The organism is Pelagibius litoralis (genome assembly GCF_011683915.1).
Classification (GTDB): Bacteria; Pseudomonadota; Alphaproteobacteria; order Kiloniellales; family Kiloniellaceae; genus Pelagibius; species Pelagibius litoralis.
The window spans coordinates 88,112-107,447 of record NZ_JAAQPH010000004.1 but is presented as its reverse complement, the minus strand read 5'-3'; the positions used below and the strand labels follow the sequence as shown (position 1 = coordinate 107,447).

The 19,336-nt window shown below is 65.9% G+C and carries 21 protein-coding genes; 3 read left to right on the top strand and 18 right to left on the bottom strand.

Annotation, left to right across the window (positions count from 1 at the left end; genetic code table 11):
* Window positions 1–118 precede the first annotated feature (118 nt).
* Window positions 119–649, top strand: coding sequence for a DUF1062 domain-containing protein (locus HBA54_RS06505; RefSeq protein ID WP_167222627.1), 531 nt, complete (start codon window positions 119–121; stop codon window positions 647–649).
* On the opposite strand, the gene HBA54_RS06500 is transcribed toward HBA54_RS06505, so the two are convergent.
* The 4 genes from HBA54_RS06500 to HBA54_RS06485 all read right to left on the bottom strand — a co-directional run bounded on the left by HBA54_RS06500 (window position 643) and on the right by HBA54_RS06485 (window position 3,408).
* Window positions 643–984, bottom strand: a complete 342-nt coding sequence (locus HBA54_RS06500; protein ID WP_167222625.1) for a hypothetical protein — start codon at window positions 982–984, stop codon at window positions 643–645. The two genes, HBA54_RS06505 and HBA54_RS06500, sit on opposite strands and share 7 nt — an antisense overlap.
* 57 nt (window positions 985–1,041) lie before the next feature.
* Entirely contained in the window at window positions 1,042–1,623 is a 582-nt protein-coding gene (locus HBA54_RS06495) for a tyrosine phosphatase family protein (protein ID WP_167222623.1), read from the bottom strand.
* 73 nt (window positions 1,624–1,696) lie between these two features.
* Entirely contained in the window at window positions 1,697–2,332 is a 636-nt protein-coding gene (locus HBA54_RS06490) for a LysE family translocator (RefSeq protein WP_167222621.1), read from the bottom strand.
* A 62-nt stretch (window positions 2,333–2,394) separates the two neighbouring features.
* Window positions 2,395–3,408, bottom strand: a complete 1,014-nt coding sequence (locus HBA54_RS06485) for an aspartate-semialdehyde dehydrogenase (RefSeq protein WP_167222620.1) — start codon at window positions 3,406–3,408, stop codon at window positions 2,395–2,397.
* A 144-nt stretch (window positions 3,409–3,552) separates the two neighbouring features.
* Here HBA54_RS06485 and HBA54_RS06480 point away from each other — a divergent pair, with 144 nt between their 5' ends.
* Window positions 3,553–3,885 (top strand): Mpo1-like protein, encoded by a 333-nt coding sequence (locus HBA54_RS06480; protein ID WP_167222618.1) that lies wholly within the window; start codon window positions 3,553–3,555, stop codon window positions 3,883–3,885.
* Between the two features lie 101 nt (window positions 3,886–3,986).
* Here HBA54_RS06480 and HBA54_RS06475 read toward each other — a convergent pair whose 3' ends face one another.
* The 6 genes from HBA54_RS06475 to HBA54_RS06450 all read right to left on the bottom strand — a co-directional run bounded on the left by HBA54_RS06475 (window position 3,987) and on the right by HBA54_RS06450 (window position 10,571).
* On the bottom strand, window positions 3,987–4,169 hold the full coding sequence (locus HBA54_RS06475) for a hypothetical protein (protein ID WP_167222616.1): 183 nt from the start codon (window positions 4,167–4,169) through the stop codon (window positions 3,987–3,989).
* 246 nt (window positions 4,170–4,415) lie between these two features.
* Window positions 4,416–5,789, bottom strand: coding sequence for an OmpP1/FadL family transporter (locus HBA54_RS06470; protein ID WP_167222614.1), 1,374 nt, complete (start codon window positions 5,787–5,789; stop codon window positions 4,416–4,418).
* 159 nt (window positions 5,790–5,948) lie between these two features.
* A complete protein-coding gene (gene leuB, locus HBA54_RS06465) occupies window positions 5,949–7,061 on the bottom strand; it encodes a 3-isopropylmalate dehydrogenase (protein ID WP_167222612.1) in 1,113 nt (370 codons plus the stop codon).
* 109 nt (window positions 7,062–7,170) lie between these two features.
* Window positions 7,171–7,776 (bottom strand): 3-isopropylmalate dehydratase small subunit, encoded by a 606-nt coding sequence (leuD, locus tag HBA54_RS06460; RefSeq protein ID WP_167222610.1) that lies wholly within the window; start codon window positions 7,774–7,776, stop codon window positions 7,171–7,173.
* A 128-nt stretch (window positions 7,777–7,904) separates the two neighbouring features.
* Window positions 7,905–8,495, bottom strand: a complete 591-nt coding sequence (gene mepK, locus HBA54_RS06455) for a peptidoglycan L,D-endopeptidase MepK (RefSeq protein ID WP_167222608.1) — start codon at window positions 8,493–8,495, stop codon at window positions 7,905–7,907.
* Between the two features lie 411 nt (window positions 8,496–8,906).
* Window positions 8,907–10,571, bottom strand: coding sequence for a L,D-transpeptidase family protein (locus tag HBA54_RS06450; RefSeq protein ID WP_167222606.1), 1,665 nt, complete (start codon window positions 10,569–10,571; stop codon window positions 8,907–8,909).
* A 209-nt stretch (window positions 10,572–10,780) separates the two neighbouring features.
* Between HBA54_RS06450 and HBA54_RS06445 the strand changes: the two genes are divergently transcribed.
* Entirely contained in the window at window positions 10,781–12,073 is a 1,293-nt protein-coding gene (locus HBA54_RS06445; protein WP_167222604.1) for a glycosyltransferase, read from the top strand.
* 16 nt (window positions 12,074–12,089) lie between these two features.
* Here the strand turns inward: HBA54_RS06445 and leuC are convergent, their stop codons facing one another.
* The 8 genes from leuC to HBA54_RS06405 form a co-directional block, all read right to left on the bottom strand.
* Complete coding sequence (gene leuC, locus HBA54_RS06440) at window positions 12,090–13,493, bottom strand: 3-isopropylmalate dehydratase large subunit (protein ID WP_167222602.1); 1,404 nt, start codon at window positions 13,491–13,493, stop codon at window positions 12,090–12,092.
* A 234-nt stretch (window positions 13,494–13,727) separates the two neighbouring features.
* Window positions 13,728–14,195: a 50S ribosomal protein L19 gene (gene rplS / locus HBA54_RS06435; protein ID WP_167222600.1), complete on the bottom strand. Its 468-nt coding sequence runs from the start codon at window positions 14,193–14,195 to the stop codon at window positions 13,728–13,730.
* Window positions 14,196–14,224: 29 nt separating this feature from the next.
* Window positions 14,225–14,977, bottom strand: coding sequence for a tRNA (guanosine(37)-N1)-methyltransferase TrmD (gene trmD, locus HBA54_RS06430; protein WP_167222598.1), 753 nt, complete (start codon window positions 14,975–14,977; stop codon window positions 14,225–14,227).
* Window positions 14,978–15,140: 163 nt separating this feature from the next.
* Complete coding sequence (gene rimM, locus HBA54_RS06425; protein WP_167222596.1) at window positions 15,141–15,704, bottom strand: ribosome maturation factor RimM; 564 nt, start codon at window positions 15,702–15,704, stop codon at window positions 15,141–15,143.
* A 41-nt stretch (window positions 15,705–15,745) separates the two neighbouring features.
* Window positions 15,746–16,189 (bottom strand): 30S ribosomal protein S16, encoded by a 444-nt coding sequence (gene rpsP, locus HBA54_RS06420; RefSeq protein WP_167222594.1) that lies wholly within the window; start codon window positions 16,187–16,189, stop codon window positions 15,746–15,748.
* Between the two features lie 76 nt (window positions 16,190–16,265).
* Window positions 16,266–17,642, bottom strand: coding sequence for a signal recognition particle protein (gene ffh / locus HBA54_RS06415; RefSeq protein ID WP_167222592.1), 1,377 nt, complete (start codon window positions 17,640–17,642; stop codon window positions 16,266–16,268).
* A gap of 314 nt (window positions 17,643–17,956) precedes the next feature.
* The gene (locus HBA54_RS06410) at window positions 17,957–18,163 is read right to left on the bottom strand and encodes a cold-shock protein (RefSeq protein WP_167222589.1); all 207 of its coding nucleotides are present in this window, start codon (window positions 18,161–18,163) and stop codon (window positions 17,957–17,959) included.
* A gap of 297 nt (window positions 18,164–18,460) precedes the next feature.
* A complete protein-coding gene (locus tag HBA54_RS06405; RefSeq protein ID WP_167222587.1) occupies window positions 18,461–19,291 on the bottom strand; it encodes a hypothetical protein in 831 nt (276 codons plus the stop codon).
* Window positions 19,292–19,336: the final 45 nt, after the last annotated feature.

The following is a 19,336-nucleotide window of genomic DNA, read 5'->3' as shown; positions in this document are numbered from 1 at the left end:
GCAAGCCGGCATGGCCGATACCCTGTCTGTCTTATGGACCGTCGTTCCCCGAACAGCCCCCCAACCCTGGCTGCCCTGCAGCGGATGCAGCAGCGTCAGAGCCTTCCGGAGCAGCGGCATGTTCCGGGTCAACGCCAACGGCAAGCGCCTTGACGCCTGGCTGATCTACAACTGCACCGCCTGCGGCAACACCTGGAACCGGCCAGTGTTGAAACGCCGTCCCGTCGGCGGCATCGACCCCCGGTTCCTGGCGGCCCTGCGGGCGAACGACGCAGAGACGGCAGAGCATGTGGCTTTCGACCTCGCCGATCTGCGCCGGAAAGCCGAAAGGGTCGAGGTCTTCGCCGAGGTCCTGCTGCGCAAGGAGGTCCTGATCGCGCCAGAAAACCCTGCGGAACGGCTGGAAATCGCCTTCGCCCTGCCCGCAGCGGTCGGCCTGCGCCTGGACCGGCTGCTCGCAGCGGAACTGGGGCTGGCCCGCAGCCGCCTCCAGCGCCTGCAGGACACAGGCCGTCTGACGGTTTCTCCGGATGGGGCCCGCAGTCTGCGAAAGGCCCCGCATCGGGGACTGCGGGTTACCATCGATCTGTCGCGGGAAGATGACGGCACAGCGATCGCCGACGCGGCCTGGTGCAACGGCGCTCAGTGATCGGAGCGGTGGAGGATCTTGTCGGCCAGGCCGGTGTCGTAGTGCAGCGCCGCAGCCGTCAGCATCGCGCCCATGGGATGCAGGGAACGCAGCAGGCCCTTGCGCTCCAGGACCGCGAAGACATTGGCATTGGCAAGGCCGCTGGCGTCGCGGGCCAGCACCACCGCATCGCCGACGTGGAAGTGGTTGCCGTGCGCCGCGGGGAAGTTGGTGACCATCACGCTGCCCTCCTCGTCGCCCGGCTGGGCATGGTCGGGACTGCGCGCCATCTGCTGCAGGATCACCAGGGTCTTCAGCTGCAGGGCGTTCAGCTTGAGCGGGTTCTTCTTAGCCATGACCGAGGCATAGCGCGGGGGCGGCCTTTAGCCAAGGAGGAGATGAGTCCGCGCGGGTCAGGAGAGGGCCATTTCCACTTCCCGGCGGCGTCCGAGCCGGGTCATCCAGTCGACAACCTCCGGATCATGCCGCACCCGATGCTCATAGTGTCGCCGCAAGGCTGCGCTCAGCCGGCCCGCGCGGCCTAGTAGTTCATCGGCATAGCCGACCATAACGGAGTTGGGCCAGGCTTGCGGGCGGATCTCCCGCAGCCGTTCGAAGAGCCGGTCCTCCGTTTCGTTCGGATGGACCTGGGCCAGAAGCGTGAGCATCGCCGCGGTCGAACGCGACACGCCCATGTGGCAATGTACCAGAAGATGCCCTTCGGCGCGCTCGTCCCGCGACGCCGCCAGTGCCTCCCCAAAACGCAGAACCTCGGCAACATCTTCGGGCCTGGGCATGATCTTTCCGTCGATCGGCTCGATGATGTCGTGAAAGTTCAGCGTGGTGCGATGATGGCTGTCATAGCTCTGGAAAGCCTCAAGCGCCGGCCAGCCGGGGTCGATCAAGGACAGCACATGGGTAACGCCAAGGGCCCCTTGGTCCGGCAGTTCATCGATGCCGCAGATGGTCAGAACGGAAATCGAAATCGGCTTCATTCAAAAGGGTTCCCTAGCAACGGCAGCAACTGCCCGGATGATCCCCGACCGGCGACACATCACACCCACCGGGTCACGCCCGGCGACTGGCACTGGCGAGCAGCCCGGCGGCGGCCAGCAGAAGGCCGCCGGTGATACGGTTCACCAGGGCCGCGCGGTCGCGCAGCAGCGGCGCGAAAACCTTGCCGGAGAACACATAGGTGAACGCCGCCAGACACTCGGTCACCAGGAAGGTCAGGCCCATGACGGCGAACTGCGGCAGCGCCGCCTCACCGGCGACCAGGAACTGGGGAAAGACCGCCGTGAAAACCAGAATCGCCTTGGGATTGCCGACGGCGACCAGGAATTCCCGGCGCGCCAGGGTAGCCCAGGACTGCGCCCCGGAAACCGCCCCGCCCCGCTGGCCCCCCGGGGTCGCCGCCGCTGCCGGGGCCAGAAAAGCCCGCAGGCCGAGATAGACGAGATAGGCGACACCGGCCCACTTGATGATCTGAAAGGCGAGTTCCGAAGCCGCCAGGACAGCGCCGAGGCCGAGGGCTGCGATGACGATCATGACCACGAAGGCGCCGAGCCGCCCGCCGACGGCGGCCAGAGACGGGGTCGCGCCATACCGCAGGCCGTTGGTCAGGGCCAGGAGGTTATTGGCCCCGGGCGACAGGGAAATCAGGGTGGCCGCCGCCACGAAAACAAACCAGGCATCGAAAGTCATGAACGTCACTCCAGGCGGGCTGCCGGGCGGCGGCGGCAGGAACCGCCCGACAGACCCCAACTCTACAGGTAATCGCGCGCCAGGGTCTCACCGATCTGCACGGCATTGAGCGCCGCACCCTTGCGCAGGTTGTCCGAAACCACCCAGATCGACAGACCGTTGTCGACCGTCGGGTCGCTGCGGATACGGCTGACATAGACCGGGTCCTCGCCGGCGCATTCCGCCGGGGTGACGTAGCCTTCGCTGGCCCGGTGGTCGATGACCGTGATCCCCTCCTGCGCGCTCAGCGCTTCTCGTGCCTCTTCCGGCGAGATCGGGTTTTCGAACTCGATGTTGATCGCCTCGGCATGGCCGATGAAAACCGGCACGCGCACGCAGGTCGCCGTCAGCTTGATCGCCGGGTCCAGGATTTTCTTGGTCTCCACCATCATCTTCCACTCTTCCTTGGTGAAGCCGTCGTCCATGAAGCTGTCGATGTGGGGAATCACGTTGAAGGCGATCTGCTTGGTGAACTGCTCCGGCCTGACCGGTTCGTTCACGTAGATGCCCCGCGTCTGGGTGAAGAGCTCGTCCATGGCATCCTTGCCCGAGCCGCTGGTCGACTGATAGGTCGCGACCACCACCCGCTTGATCCGCGCCAGTTCGTGCAGCGGCTTCAGGGCCACCACCATCTGAATGGTCGAACAGTTCGGATTGGCGACGATATTGCGCTTGGCATAGCCCGCCAGCGCTTCGGCATTCACCTCGGGCACCACCAGCGGCACGTCCGGGTCCATGCGGAAGTGGGAGGTGTTGTCGATCACCACCGCGCCCTTCTTCGCCGCCTGGGGCGAAAATTCGGCGGAGACCTTGGCGCCGGGCGAGGAGAACACCAGATCGGTGCCCTTGAAGTCGAAGGCCGCCAGGTTCTGGACCTTTATGTCTTCGTCTTCGCCGAAGGAAACCTTGCTGCCGACCGAACGCTCGGAAGCCAGCGCCGCCATATCGTCGATCGGAAATTCGCGCTCGGCCAGCGTCTTCATCATCTCGCGGCCGACAGCGCCCGTCGCGCCGACCACTGCTACTCTGTATCCCATAACCTCTTGCCTATCTGCCTTTCACATCGACTGTTCCGCGGCCGTCACAACAGCGGAAGGGGTAGGCCCCCGGAGGGCGCCTGTGTTAAATCAAAGTTCCGCGGGTTCAACAAGCCAGCCCCGCGGAACCGTAGGGGTGGCGACTTGGAACGTTCCGAAACCTACCGGGCCTTTTGGCCGCGCTATCTTGGCGAGCACAGAAACGCGGCCACCCGGGGGCTGCATTTTCTGGGCACAGCGCTCGGGCTCGTGCTGCTGGCCGGCGGTGTCGCCTCGGGGATCTGGTGGCTGTTTCCCCTGGCGCTGATCTGCGGCTATGCCTTCGCCTGGCTGGCCCATATCGCCGTCGAGCGCAACAGGCCGGCAACCTTCACCCATCCGCTGTGGTCCTTCGTCAGCGACTTTCGCATGTTCTTCGTCTGGCTCGGCGGCGGCATGCCGGACGAGCTGCGGCGCAACCTGCCCGGCGATGCCTGAGCAGATCTGCTGCCTGCTTTGATGAAGTCCCGAAAAGGCGCCCTCTAAGTCGAAAGGCCGCCCAGAGGGACGGCCTTTCGTTTCGTCCATGGGTCTGGCGCCTAATTCTTGGCAGTCTCCGGGGTGGTGGTCTTGATCACCGGGGTCGACTGCTGGGCGTCCGCCGTGACGACGGGTTTCGTGCTCTGTACCGTATGGGAATAGCCGCAGCCGGCCGCAAGGGCGGAGCCCGCGAACCCGGCGACGCCTGCCGCAACCATCAGGGCGGTAAGGGTCTTCTGCATCAAATCATCTCCCATTGGAGCTAGGATCGCTCAACATAGCCCCTGCCCCGCAAGCGGTCAATTGAAGGAATTGCGACCGGACAATCGCCAGGACCGCCTGCCTGAGCAGTTCTGATCAGCCCTAGACTCTTTCATAGTTTGACGGCACCGGCCCGCACCCCCTCCCGGCCACCCACCAGGATAATCTCATTGGGTGGCCGGGCGGGGGTGCGGGCTGGAACCGATCCGACGTAAGTCGAAAACGCTCTAGAAAGTGATTTTGCCCTGCAGGGCGATGATGTCGATCGAGGCCTCATAGGTCCCTTCCAGGCTGCCCCGGAAGGTATTGTTGGAGTCCTCGAGGCCCAGGTCGATATCGGCATCGGGCAGGAAGATGTGGGTGTAGCCCAGGGAAACCGACAACCATTCATAGGGATCGTAGGAAACGCCGCCGGAGATCCAGTAGCGGTCCTGATCCGGGATGCGCGGCGTGCGGGTACTGTCGGGCACCGGGCTCTGGTCGAAGGCGACGCCCAGCTTGAAAGTCCAGTCCGGGGTCGGCTTGTAGGTTCCGCCAAGGGCGAAGAACCAGGCGTTTTCCCAGCTTTCCAGCGTCACGTTGTCGGCCTGAGAAGGGTTGTCGAACTCGATCCGCAGCTCCTGAAAGCGGCTCCAGTGTGTCCATTGAACCTCGGCCATAATCGCCAGTTCGTCGGTGATGTCCTGGTGCAGGCCGATGGTGACCTGCTCCGGCAGGGTCACGCTGGCCTGGGCGTCGCTGCTGACGAACTGTCCGGTCACGGCGGAGACGGTGTTGCCGACGCCGCTGCCCAGATCGAAGTCGGCATCGCCCTCCAGGGTCTGGGCGATCTGCGAGCGATAGCCGAGGCCGATGCGCGTGCCCTCCATCGGTGTCACCGTGAGGCCGAGGGTAAAGCCAAAGCCCCAGTCGTCGGCGCGCAGCCTGGCGCGGCCGTCCTCGGCTCCCGGTGTCCCGCCGAGCGGCAGCAAAGGATTGCCGCCGATGCTGCCGAAATCGATGGCGTTGGTCAGCTTGGCATTGGCGTACTGCGCCACGAAGCCGACACCGACGGCCAAGTAGTCATTCACCTTGAACGCAGCCGTCGGCGAGATATTCAGGGTGGTCAGCCGCGAATCCAGCGCATGATAGCGGCCCACCCAGCCCTCCGGGTTGGAGGTGACGAGACCGAAGGGCGAGGTCACCGCCAGCCCCAGGCGCACATTCTCGGCCGGCGAGATCATCGCATAGGTGGCCGGCACCAGCGCGTCCTTGCCGATGTCGTCCAGGCCGGTGAAGCCGGTGCCGTTGCCGATGGCGCCGCCGCCGACAAGCGGCGTGAAATTGCCGCTGCCGTTCTCGAACTCGGACTGCGGGATGACAAAACTGCCCACCGCGACGAACTGATTCCCCTCGTGAAAAGCCATCAACGAGGGGTTGAAGAACATGGTGGAGATATCCTCGATCCCCGTCGAGGCGCTGGCGAAGGAATGGCCCTGAGAAGAACCGCTCTGTTCCTTGATGGCAAAGCCCGCGGCCCAGGATACCGCGGGGCTCAAGGTCGCCGCCGCCAAGCCTGAGAAAATGAACAGTTGCCGGAGTCGTGCCTGTGATCTGCCCACCGCAAAGCTCCCCAGTTTGATTATTATAGTTGTAATCAAACTATAACGGTGGCCCTGAACTGGTAGAATAACCGATCCGCTTCTGCCACAGAAATGGCACAGTCCCACAGCCGGCCGGAGCAGGCCGCCCAAAGCTCTGGGGCCAGGGATTTTCTGTGCTCAGGCGGCCCGCTTGTCCAAGGCCGCCAGCAAGGCATCGCCCATCTGCGCGGTGGAGACCACGGCCGCCCCCGGCACCGCGATATCGCCGGTGCGGTGACCGGCTGCCAGAACGTCCTGCACCGCCTGTTCGATGAGATCGGCGTCGTCGCCCAGATCGAAGGAATAGCGCAGCATCATGGCGAAGCTGAGCAGGGTGGCCAGCGGGTTGGCCTTGCCCTGGCCGGTGATGTCGGGGGCCGAGCCGTGGACCGGCTCGTAAAGTGCCGCCCGCCGGCCGCTGGCATCGACATCGCCGAGCGAGGCCGAGGGCAGCATGCCGAGCGACCCGGTCAGCATGGCCGCGGCATCGGAAAGCATGTCGCCGAACAGGTTGTCGGTCACGATGACATCGAACTGCTTGGGCGCGCGCACCAGCTGCATGGCGCAGTTGTCGGCATACATGTGGCTGAGTTCCACATCGGAGAACTCGGCGGCGTGCAGCTTGGTCACCTCCTCGCGCCAGAGAACGCCGGATTCCATGACGTTGGCCTTTTCCACCGAGCAGAGGCGGTTCTGGCGCTTCCTGGCAAGATCGAAGGCGACCCGCGCGACCCGGTGGATCTCCGGCGTGGTGTAGACCTGGGTATTGATGCCGCGGCGGGTGCCGTCGGGCAGGGTTTCGATGCCCCGCGGCTCGCCGAAGTAGACGCCGCCGGTCAGTTCCCGCACGATCATGATGTCGAGGCCGGAGACCACTTCCGGCTTCAGGGAAGAGGCCTCGACCAGGGCGTCGAAGCAGAGCGCGGGCCGAAGATTGGCGAAGAGCGCCATGTCCTTGCGCAGGCGCAGCAGGCCGCGCTCGGGCTTCTGCTGGAACGGCAGGTCGTCCCACTTCGGGCCGCCCACGGCGCCCAGCAGCACCGCATCGGCCGCCATCGCCTTTTCCACCGTGGCATCGCTGACCGGGGCGCCCTCGCCGTCAATGGCGGCGCCGCCGACCAGGCCTTCTTCCAGCTCGAAGCCCACGGCGCGGCGCTTGTCCATCCAGCCGATGACGCGGTGCACCTCGCCCATCACTTCCGGCCCGATGCCGTCGCCCGGCAGGATCAATAGTTTCTTGTTGGACGCCATGCTGCGCCTCCTCCCCGATCAAATCTCTTTTGAAGTCGTTATGCCGCGTCAGCGGCCCGCTGAAGTCTGCAGGCCGCCGCGCCGGTGCGCCCAGCCTAGAGCCCCCTGCCTAGAGCCACGGCTGGGTGGTCTTGCGGGTTTCCTCGAAAGCGCTGATCGCCTCGGCCTTTTCCATGGTCAGGCCGATGTCGTCGAGGCCGTTCAACAGGCAGTGCTTGCGGAAGGAATCGATCTCGAAGCGGATCTTGCCGCCGTCCGGCCCGGCGATCTCCTGCGTCTCGAGATCGACGGTGACCACGGCATTCGCCCCGCGCTCCGCATCGTCCATCAGCAGGTCGACCTGCTCCTGCGGCAGGACGATGGGCAGAATGCCGTTCTTGAAGCAGTTGTTGTAGAAGATGTCGGCGAAGCTGGGGGCGATCACGCAGCGGATACCGGCATCCAGCAAAGCCCAGGGCGCGTGCTCGCGGCTCGACCCGCAGCCGAAGTTCTCGCCGGCAACCAGGATGCTGGCGTTCTGATAGGCCGGCTGGTCGAGGATGAAACCCTCTTTGGCTTTGCCCGCTTCGTCGAAGCGCATCTCGTAGAACAGGCCCTTGGCGAGCCCGGTGCGCTGGACCGTCTTCAGGAACTGCTTGGGGATGATCATGTCGGTATCGACATTGACCAGGGGCAAGGGGGCGGCAACCCCGCTGAGGGTGGTGAACTTTTCCATGACTGCGCAAGACCTCCTAGCGCGCCCAGCGGTCGTCTTTCCGGGCTCCGGGATCGGATCATAAGAGGTCAGGCGGAAAGGTAAAAGCCTAGAGTAATCAGGGCAGACCTGAGAGGAAAAGCGCGGCCTCAGGCGCCCCAGCGGCGCACCCGGCCGGTATCGACATGCAGGAACCCGGACTTGCTGTAGAGCCCGACGCCACCGCCCTGAAGGGCCAGCGCCGTCTTGTGCAGCGCCTTCAGGTCACGCTCCGGCAGGCGGATATCCACGGCCATGCCACGCATGTGCAGGGATCGCTTGGCGACGCCGTTGCTCTTGGCGGCCAGACCGGCGTTGGTCTTGGGCGAACGGTAGCCCGAGATCAGCTCGAAGGGCGCTTTGCTATCCATCTTGTGGCGGAGGGCGAAGAGCAGATCGAGCAGTTGGTGATCCATCTCCCAGACCTCGCCGCTGCGCCAGTCGCGCAGCACATGGTTCAGCTTCTCCAGCCCCCCGGCCTCCACAACGCCGCCGCGCAGATAGGTCGCGCCGACCTCCTCACCCGTGTGGAGGGAGCGGAAGGCAAGACTGCGGGTATCGGGTAAAGGCGTCTTTGCCCCGAAGGCAAGGCCCGGGACCAGGCCGGCCGTGGTCAAGGCCGCGGCGCCCGTGGCAACGCGTGTCAGGAAACGGCGGCGCGACGCCGCGCCGATCAGCAAAGGATGAGCCTTTTGATCCATGCCGCCTGGGTCCTCTCTTCAGCGGGTCCGGTTTTCTTCCGCCAGGACAGTGCGCCCACAATGCCCAACGGAGTGTTAACGAATGCCACAGATCGGCGAGTCGGGGCAACGCAGGACCGCAGGAGTGGTGCATTTTTCGGGAATCCGCCCCCTGACCTCCCCCTATGGACAGCGGACGGGCCGGTCTATTCCCCAGGGTTTTCAGGGACAGGACGGCCATCGCCTCCCTGTCCTTCAGACTGAAAAACCAGAAAAAGCCCCCTCACCCCGTCCCTCTCCCACGAGGGGAGAGGGGGAACCCAAAAAAAGAGTCGCTGAAAAACCCTCTCCCCTTGTGGGAGAGGGAGGGGCCCGCAAAGCGGGAGGGTGAGGGGGGCTACTTCCCGCGCAAGCGAGAGGGTGCAGCGGCGGTCAGCGCCAGTCGCCTGCCCTTGCACCCAGCAGGGCCTCGGCCAGCTTAGCGTCACGGCCATAGACGTCTTTGCGGAAATGCACGCTGCCGTCCTTGTTCACCCAGGAGGTCAGGTAGGCGATGTGAACCGGCAGCGGTTCTTTAAGAGTGACGATGCGCCGCTCGCCGGAATCGATCGTCCGGTTGACCCGATCCAGAGGCCAGCCCTCGGTCCCGGCCAGGACCGCCTCGGCCAGCAGCGGCGGGTCCTGAACCCGGATGCAGCCATGGCTGAAGGTGCGCTCGGCCTTGCCGAACAGCGATTTCGCCGGGGTGTCGTGGAGGTAGATGTTGAAGCGGTTGGGGAACATGAACTTCACCCGCCCCAGGGCATTGCCGTCGCCGGAGCCCTGGCGCAGCTTGTAGGGGAAGTTGTTGCGGTTCACCACCGCCCAGTCGACCGCCACCGGATCAACCACCTGGGCCCCGCTGCTCCAATCGCTGAACAGGGTGAAGTTGTTCTCCGCCAGATAGCTGGCATTCTGTTTGATCTTCGGCAGCAGCTCCTTACGGGCGATGCTGGGCGGCACGTTCCAAAACGGGTTGATCACCAGATAGGTCATCCGGTGGCTGAACACCGGGGTGGAGTGATAGGGCTTGCCCACCACCACCGGCATGTCGAGCAGGGTCTTCTCGCCGTCCACCAGCTTCAGCAACTGATCCGCCAGATTGACGAAGGCATGGCGCTTGCCCAGATCGTCGGGCATCCAGCGCCGCCGCTCCAGGTTCAGCGTCATCTGCTCGATCCGGGTTTCGATGGGCACGTTGAAGGCCGCCAGGGTCTTCTTGCCCACCGCCCCGTCCTGCGCCAGACCGTGGCGGTACTGCATCCACTTGACCGCCACGACCAGATTGTCGTCGTAGAAATCGGCGTCGCCGCCGGTCTCGCTGAGATCCTGATCCGGCTTCAGGTCGCCCCAGAGGCGCAGCCGTTCGCGCAGCAGGCCGATCCGCGGATCGGTCATGCCCGGCTTCAGGGTGGGGCCTTCGGGCAGCGGCGCCCAGCCGCCCTGGGTGGCCAGGGCGCGGTACTCGGCCAGGGCGACCTTCTGGCGGTCGTAGCGCGGGGTCTGCGGACGGTAGCCGCCGGCAAAGACAGCCAGATCCTCCGCCGCGGCGGCGGCGGCCAGAACGTCTTCCTTGCGGACCTCCTGGCGGAACACGAAGAGCTCGGGATCGGCGATGTGCGGCGTCGTGCGGCCCTGGCCCAGGTCGGCGACGAAACGCACCAGGCCCTGGGTCAGGCGCACCTCCAGCTCGGCCAGCTGGGCCGGCGCGGTGGAATCGAGCAGGCCGACAACCTGCTCGGCACCGTAGTCGCGCGGATCGAGGGCATCGAGGTCGGCGGCCACCAACAGATCGGCGAGTTGCCGCGCCCTGAGGCCGGCCCCGGTTTCCAGCACCCAAAGCGGCTGCAGGTCGCGTTCCTGGTAGAAGCGCTCAAGAACCGTCAGCGATTCGATTTCGTCATCGGTCGCCGCGGTGCCCACGCCGGCACGCAGCTGGGCGCCCAGGGCGTCTTCCAGCGCCGTCGCGGCAGCGGGCAGCGGCGCCAAGGCCAAGCCTGTCAAAAACAGGCAAACCGCCACGCAGTTTGCACGGATCATGTTTCCGTGGACGATCATATCCCGGGTCCCCTCTTCCTCTCGCCCGCGGCCGGCCATCATTGTTCTCAGCCGCGGCGCTGCACTCTCCAGGCTCTATAGGATCACAGCAGGCCGCGGGTTTCCACCCCGGCGGATGCAACCAAAGGCCCCAAGAGGCCGGCAAAAAAGGGGTGCCACCCTCTCGCCCCCCTCTCGACTGGGCAGGGCAAAACCTCTATGCCGGTCGAATGCGGATTCTGATCCTGACCCTCGGTTCGCGCGGCGACGTGCAGCCCTATGTGGCGCTGGGCGCTGCGCTGCGGGCCCGGGGCCACGATGTGACGCTGAGCACGGGGCAGGGCTTCGAAACCATGATCGAGGCCCAGGGCCTCGCCGCTGCGCCGCTCTCGGACGATGTCCGGGCGATGATCCAGACGCCTGAAATCCAAAAAGCACTGCGGACCTTCTCCGGCAAGATCCGGGCCTGGCGCGCCTCCAAAGGCCTGTACCGCCGCCAGCTCGACGAGATGTGGGCCGTCGCGCAGGCGGTACGGCCCGAGATCATCGTCTACCATCATCCCAAGGGGCTGGCGGCGCAGCACATCGCCGAGGCCCTGCAGATCGTCGCGGTGCCGACCGCCCTGATCCCGGCCTACATCCCGACCGCCGCCTTCCCCAGCCCCGGCCTGCCGCTGGGCGACCTTGGGCCTTTCGGCAACAGGCTCAGCCACCGGGCCGTCGTCGGCCTGATGCACCGGCTGCTGGCCGGGCAGGTCGGCAAATGGCGCCGCGAGCGGCTGGGGCTGGACGAAAAGGGCCCCCGCGATCTCTTCGGCAGCTATCATCCGAAGGGCTTCGCCGTACCCCGGCTTCACGGCTTCAGCCGGCTTCTCGTTCCCCCGGCATCGGAATGGGGGCCGCAGGAGAAAGTCACGGGATACTGGTTTTCCGAGCCGACCGCCGACTGGCAGCCGCCACCGGCGTTGCTGCGCTTTCTCGACGCGGGGCCGCCGCCGGTCTATGTCGGTTTCGGCAGCATGCCGGGCGCGGATGCCGCGCGGCTGACCCGAAGCGTGGTCGACGCGCTGCGGTCGGCAAACCGGCGCGGTGTCCTGGCGACCGGCTGGGGCGGCCTCGCCGATGTCGCCAGCCCCGCGCATGTCCATGTCCTGGAAGCCGCGCCGCATGACTGGCTGTTTCCGCGCTGCGCGGCGGTGGTGCATCACGGCGGTGCCGGCACGACCCACGAAGGCCTGCGCTGGGGGCGCCCCTCCATCATCTGTCCGGTGTTCGGCGATCAACCCTTCTGGGGCCGGCGCGTAGCGTCCGTCGGGGCCGGCCCGCCGCCCCTGCCGCAGAAGCGCCTGACAGCGGAGACCCTGGCCGGGGCCCTGGCCGCCACCGAGAGCCCGGCCATCCGCGCCCGCGCCGCCGAGATCGGCAGCGCCCTGCGCGCAGAACCCGGCGCCGAGGGCGCGGCAGCGGCAATCGACGCCATGATCGCGGCCTGGGATACTGCCCCGAGATTCTCTGTGGGTTAAGCCGCCAGCGGCCCGCCTAAAGCTCGCGCACGTCGGCCAGGCGCCCGGCGATAGCCGCCGCCACCGCCATGCCCGGGCTCATCAGGTGGGTGCGCCCGCCGCGGCCCTGGCGGCCCTCGAAGTTGCGGTTCGAGGTCGAGGCACAGCGCTCGCCCGGCTGCAGGCGGTCGGCGTTCATCGCCAGGCACATGGAACAGCCCGGCTCGCGCCAGTCGAAACCGGCCTCGGTGAAGATGCGGTCGAGTCCCTCTTCCTCCGCCTGGTTTTTCACCAGGCCGGAGCCGGGCACGATCATCGCATGCACGCCCTCGGCAACCTTGCGGCCTTCGGCTATCTTGGCGGCCTCGCGCAGATCCTCGATCCGCCCGTTGGTGCAGGAACCGATAAAGACCTTGTCGATGGCGACCTCGGTCAGCGGCGTGCCTGCCTCCAGCCCCATGTAGTCGAGCGAACGCTCCATCGCCTGACGCTTGGCAGCGTCGCGCGCTTCCTCCGGGCTCGGCACCCGGCCGGTGATCGGCGCGACATCCTCGGGGCTGGTGCCCCAGGTGATCTGCGGATCGATCTCACCGGTCGCGAGCGTCACCTCCTTGTCATAGCGCGCGCCCTCGTCGGAAGGCAGGCTGCGCCAGTAGGCGACCGCCTGCTCCCAGGCGCCGGCCTTGGGCGCCATGGGGCGGCCCATGACATAGTCGTAGGTCTTCTCGTCCGGCGCGATCAGGCCGGCTCTGGCACCGCCCTCGATCGACATGTTGCAGATCGTCATGCGGCCTTCCATGGAAAGATCGCGGATCGCCTGGCCGGCATACTCGATCACGTGGCCGGTGCCGCCGGCGGTGCCGATCTTGCCGATGATGGCGAGGATCAGGTCCTTGGCGGTGACGCCGAGCGGCAGCGCCCCGTCCACGCTGACGCGCAGGTTCTTGGCCGGCTGCTGAATCAGGGTCTGGGTCGCCAGCACGTGCTCGACCTCGGAGGTGCCGATGCCGAAGGCCAGGGCCCCGAAAGCCCCGTGGGTCGCGGTGTGGCTGTCGCCGCAGACGATGGTCATGCCGGGCTGGGTGAAGCCCTGTTCCGGCCCGATGATGTGGACGATGCCCTGGCGCACGTCGTTCATGGTGAAGATCGGCACCCCGAAGTCGGCGCAGTTCTTCTCCAGCGTTTCGACCTGGATGCGGCTCTCGTCGTCTTCGATGCCGGCGCTGCGGTCGGTGGTCGGCACGTTGTGATCCGGCACCGCCAGGGTCGCCTCGGGGTGGCGGACCTTGCGCCCGGCCAGCCGCAGACCTTCGAACGCCTGGGGCGAGGTTACCTCGTGCACCAGGTGGCGGTCGATATAGATGAGGCAGGTGCCGTCATCCTGGCGGTTTACCAGATGGCTGTCCCAGATTTTGTCAAACAGGGTGCGCGGTGCGGACATCGTCTCTTCGTTCCTTGGATGGGCTTTTTTTCTTCCCGGATCACCTTCCCAGCCCTGGGAGGGGTGCGGGCAATATTTTGGGAGCCGGAGCATAGCGCCGCAAACGCCACCGACAAATGCAAAAGGCCCGCCGGCGCTTCCGAGAAAGCGGCCGGGCGGGCCCTTTAGCGTCTGTTCGCCAGAGACACCCGGTCAAAACCCTGGGCGCAAAGACTCCAACGAAGACCGGGGCGCTTAGCCTTCTGCTTTCGCGGCGTCTTTCTTGGCCTTGTTGGTCTTGCTGCGCTCGGCCTTGGCCTTGGCGGCCTCCTGCTTGATCGCCGCTTCCAGCTTGCCGCTGTGACCGGTGGTCTGCTCGCGGATACGCGCCGCCTTACCGGTGCGGCCGCGCAGGTAGTAGAGCTTGGCCCGGCGGACATCGCCGCGGCGCACCACCTCGATTGAATCGATACGCGGGCTGTAGAGCGGGAAGACGCGCTCGACGCCTTCGCCGTAGGAAAGCTTGCGCACGGTGAACGCAGAGTTCAGGCCGCGGTTGCGCCGCGCGATGCAGACGCCCTCGAAGGCCTGAACGCGCTCACGGCTGCCTTCGCGGACCTTCACGTTGACGCGCAGGGTGTCGCCCGGGGCAAAGGCCGGCGGCTCTTTGTCGGCGGTCAGCTTGGCGAGCTGTTCCTGGTCGATTTGCTCGATAACGTTCATGGCTCTCTATCCTCAAACCTTCACAGGCCTCAAGGCCTGTCTTTCATGTAGCGCGCCCAGAGATCCGGGCGGCGCCGTTTCGTAATCTCTTCCGCCTGCGCCCGGCGCCAGAGGCGGATCTTCTCGTGGTGGCCGGAGGTCAGAACTTCCGGCACCGCGCGGCCCTGCCACTCGGCCGGCCGCGTATAGAGGGGGTATTCCAGCAACCCCTCAAAACCCTCTTCCCCGAACGATTCCTCGCCCGGGCTGTCCTCGTTTCCCATCACGCCCGGCAACAGACGCACAACCGCGTCCATCAACACCAGGGCCGCCGTCTCGCCGCCCGACAGCACATAGTCGCCGAGCGAGACCTCAAGGACGTCGTGGGCCTCCAAGACCCTTTCATCGACCCCCTCGTAGCGGCCACAGAGCAAGGCGACACCCGGCCCTGCCGCCAAATCCCGCACCAGGCCCTGCGTCAGCAGACGCCCCCGGGGCGAGAGATAAAGGACCGGCGCCTTGCGCCCGGATCCTTCCTCACCGTCCTGGACCCGACCGGTCCAGCCGTCCTTTGCAGCACATAAGGCCGCGTCGACCACATCCGGCCGCATCACCATGCCCGCGCCACCCCCGAAAGGGGTGTCGTCGACGCTGCGGTGTTTATCGCGCGCGAAGTCCCGGATGTCCAGGACATCAAGCGCCCAAAGGCCCTTATCCAGGGCCTTTCCCGCCAGACTCTGCCCCAACGGCCCCGGAAACATCTCCGGGAAAAGCGTCAGGACCAGCGATCGCCATGCCGCCATGGGACCTCCTACCCCGACACCCCGCATCTCTTGCAGGGATTTACCATCCGATACCCCTGAAAGGCCCAGTCGGCGTCGAAGCGGCGCTTTATGGCCCTGCAAAAGGCGTTTGTCCAGCCCAAAGGGGCTCTTCCAGCGGCACAATCGCGGCTGTGCCTGAAATCTAATCCTCAGAGGACCGGGGGCCGTCCTCGTCTTCGTCGTTTGCCGCCAATTCGGCCGGCAGTTGCACCACCACACGGCCACCGGCCAGGTCGATCTGCGGAACCGCCGCCTTGGTGAACGGCAGCATCTGGCTGCGGCCCTCGGGATCGACGACCTCCAGCAGGTCGCCGGCCCCGTAGTTCTCGACCGCCTGGATCCGGCCCAGCGTCTCGCCCAAGGCATCCTCCACCCGAAGGCCGATCAGATCGACGTGGTAGAAGACCTCTTCCTCCGCCAGGGCCGGCAGGGCCGAGCGCGCGACGTAGAAGCGGGTGCCGTGCAGCGCCTGGGCCTGGTCCCGGTCGGTAACGCCGGCCAGGCGCACCAGAACGACACCCTTGGCCCGGCCCACCATCTCCAGCGACCAGCGCCGCTTGCCGTCTTCGTCCGTTACCGCGCCATAGGCGGCGACATCCTCCGGCACCTCGGTGAAGGCTTTCACCTTCACCAGCCCGCGCACGCCGTGGGCACCGACCATGACGCCCAGGCAGATGCGGTCCGATCCCGTGAGGTTGTCATCCATGGCGGACAACTCCGAATGCCGAAGCCCGACTGCCGGGGTTTCTACTCGGCTTTCGCCTCTTCGGCAGCTTCCTCGGCGGGCGCTTCCTCAGCAGGCGCCTCTTCAGCCGGCGCAGCGGCCTCGGCAGCGGCGGCGTCCGCAGCCGCCTGCTTGGCGTCTTCGGCTTCCTGCAGGCGTTCCTTGGCCTTCTGACCAGGCTCGGCCTTCGTGGTCTGCCGGGGAATGCGGCGGGCCGGCACCAGGTCCGCCGCGGCCAGGAAGCGGCTCACCCGGTCGCTGGGGGTCGCGCCGACCGACAGCCAATGCTTGGCGCGATCGGTGTTCAACACGATACGCTCCGGATGGTCTTTGGCGACCATCGGGTTGTAGGAGCCGATGCGCTCGATAAAGCGGCCATCGCGCGGGCTGCGGGAATCGGCCACCACGATGCGGTAGTAAGGGCGCTTCTTGGCGCCGCCACGGGACAAACGGATCTTCAGGGACATTTCTGGAACTCTCTTTCTAGTGCTTGTCTGTCTTGTTCGAAATTCTTGCGGGCACCCGGTCTAGCCGCCCGCCAATCTAACCAAAGGGGTTGCCGCTACCGCCGCCCGGCATCAGCCCGGGCAGGCCGCCGCGCAGCATGCCCTTCTTACCCATCTTGTGAACCCGCTTCATCATGCGGGTCGCATCCTTGTGCTGCTTCAGCAGCTTGTTCACTTCCTGCACCGTGGTGCCGGAGCCCTTGGCGATGCGCTGCTTGCGCGAGGCCTTGATCACATCCGGCTTCTTGCGCTCGCCCGGCGTCATCGAGGACAGCACCGCCAGCTGGCGCTTCACCATGCCGTCATCCAGCTTGGCCTTTTTCAGCTGCTGCATCTGGCTGCCGGACATGCCCGGCAGCATGCCCATCAGGCTGGAAAGTCCGCCCATCTTCTGCATCTGCTGCAGCTGCTTGGCGAAGTCGTCGAGGTCGAAGGTGCCCTTCTGCAGCTTCTTGGCGAGCTTCTCCGCCTCGTCCTGCTCGATGGTCTCCGCCGCCTTTTCGACCAGCGAGACCACATCGCCCATGCCCAGAATGCGCGAAGCCACGCGGTCGGGGTGGAAGTCCTCCAGCGCGTCCAGCTTTTCGCCGACGCCGATCAGCTTGATCGGGCAACCGGTCACCGCGCGCATGGAAAGCGCCGCGCCGCCGCGGGCATCGCCGTCGACGCGGGTCAGCACGATGCCGGTCAGATCGACCCGCTGCTTGAAAGCGTCGGCCACCGTCACCGCGTCCTGGCCCGTCATGGCATCGGCGACCAGCAGGCTTTCGTGCGGCTTGGCCGCATCGCGCACCGCCGCCACCTCGGCCATCAGTTCCTCGTCGATGGCCAGCCGTCCGGCGGTATCCAGCATGACGACGTCGTAGCCTTCCAGCGCGCCGGACTGCATGGCGCGCTTGGCAATGGCAACCGGCGGTTCGCCGGGCACGATTCGCAGGGTCGCGACCCCGGCCTGCTCGCCCAGCACCTTCAGCTGCTCCTGCGCGGCCGGACGGCGCACGTCGAGGGAGGCCATCAGGACCTTTTTCCTTTCGCGCTCCTGCAGGCGGCGCGCGATCTTGGCGCAGCTCGTCGTCTTGCCGGAGCCCTGCAGGCCGACCAGCATGATGCCGACCGGCGCGCTGGCCCTGAGGTCGAGGCCGACGCTGGTGGCGCCCAGGGTCTCGACCAGATGGTCATGGACCACCTTGACCACCATCTGGCCCGGCGTGACAGAGCGCAGCACCTCCTGCCCGACGGCCTTTTCGCGAACCCCGTCGATGAAGTCCTTCACCACCGGCAGGGCGACATCCGCCTCCAGCAGCGCCACCCGCACCTCGCGCAGGGCGGCGGTCACATCGGCTTCACTGAGCGCGCCGCGGCGCGTCAGCTTGTCGAAAACACCGGAAAGCCGTTCCTGCAGGCTATCGAACATCGTGTCGGTTCATTTCCATCATGCGTTTCAGAGGCCCAATGCAAGTCGCGCCAGTGCGCGAAAACTCGCGGACTGGCGGGGCTGCCCACCATCGGGAGGGCGAAAGCCGGTCAAGTCACCTTGGCCTGAATCGCGCGGAATTTAGGGGCCTTGGGCCTTGAGGTCAAGCCCGGCGGAATCTCCGCGCCTTTTGCCTTTTCCGCCCTCTAAGCCAGGATCCTTGGAACCAGGACGGATGCACGAAAACGGCCGCCCTTCCTGGGCGGCCGGATCGAAAAAGCTTTTCGGTACGTCTAAGCTTCAGTCTCTTGAGGTCAGTCGGCGGCCTGGATGTTTACGGCCTTGGGACCGCGGGCATCAGGCTGCACCTCAAAAGTCACCTTCTGGCCTTCGACCAGGGGGCCCATGCCGGACCGCTCAACAGCGGAGATGTGAACGAACACATCCTTGGAGCCGTCTTCAGGAGCGATAAAGCCGAAGCCTTTGGTGGTGTTAAAAAATTTCACGGTTCCCGTGATCATGGTCTGGGTCTTCCTTCGAACTGCAAACGTAGTACGTCCCGGGACACTTCTGCCCGGGCCGAGTGCGCGTACAACAACGTTCAGGAAGACACCAGGGACGGGCGTTCCTCATCACAGCGTCCGGAGCGATAGCGATATCGAACCGACCTTCCACGATGAAACCGAGCCTGCGGCTTCTGACCTTGCGTCCGTCACCGCTATTACACCTATGCGCTGGCGCGCGGGAAAGCAAGTTGAATCACCACCCGATTGTCCCGCTAATCCAACCGGATAAGCGGCCATCCTGGTTTTCATAGGTTAGCGTATGTCGCCCGCCAGACGGCCTTCGGCCAGGGCAAGGCGCAGGTCGCGCAGCATCGCCTCGACCTCGCCGGTCAGATTTTCAACCGCCCGAACCTGGGCGACCTGTTGCGCCGCTCGCTGCACGGCATAGCTGTTACCTGAGGTGGTAATTCTCTGCACCGGCTTGTCCGCCACCGCCGAGGCCATGCCATAGGTGTAGCCGTTGCGCACGTCGACCAAAACCGCCTGGGCGGAGCCCTCGGCCGCGACATCCTCGGTCGGCAGGAAAAAGCCGATCAGGGCCAGCTTGGTCACCGCCAGCGGATTGCTGGTTTCCTCGGATTTTCCAAAGGTCTCGTAGATCAGCACCGCATCGAGGTGCTGGCGCGCCGCGCCGAGGCGCACCTCGTGGACAATCTGCGCCAGACAGCTTCGGTAGGCCGGGCTGCAGCGTCCCGCCGCATCCACCGCATCACGCGGCACCGCCAGGGCTGCGATCAGGGGCGACACCGGCACAAAACTGCCGTAGCCGTCGCCGAGGCGCTCGGCCAGGGACCGCCAGGCCATGGCATCGCCCTGCGGAACCGAGGTCAGCCGGCCGTTTTCGATCCGCGCCAGGCCGAGACGGGCGGGAAAGCGCAGCTGCGGCTCCACGTCGGCGGCGGCCCGGATGCCGCCGTCGATCCCCGGATCGATCCCGGCGGACGCTCCGGCGGTGGAGTGCAGCCCGGAATACCCGGCGAGATACTGTGAGCCCGAGGTGGTCTGAACCCTGTGATCGCAGGCGGCCAGCAGAGCAACAAGACCGAGCACGCAGCCGACCTTCAGAACGAATGATTTTTCCATGGTCTCCCCCAGAGATCGCGGCGCAGGGCCCAATGCCGGCGCGCC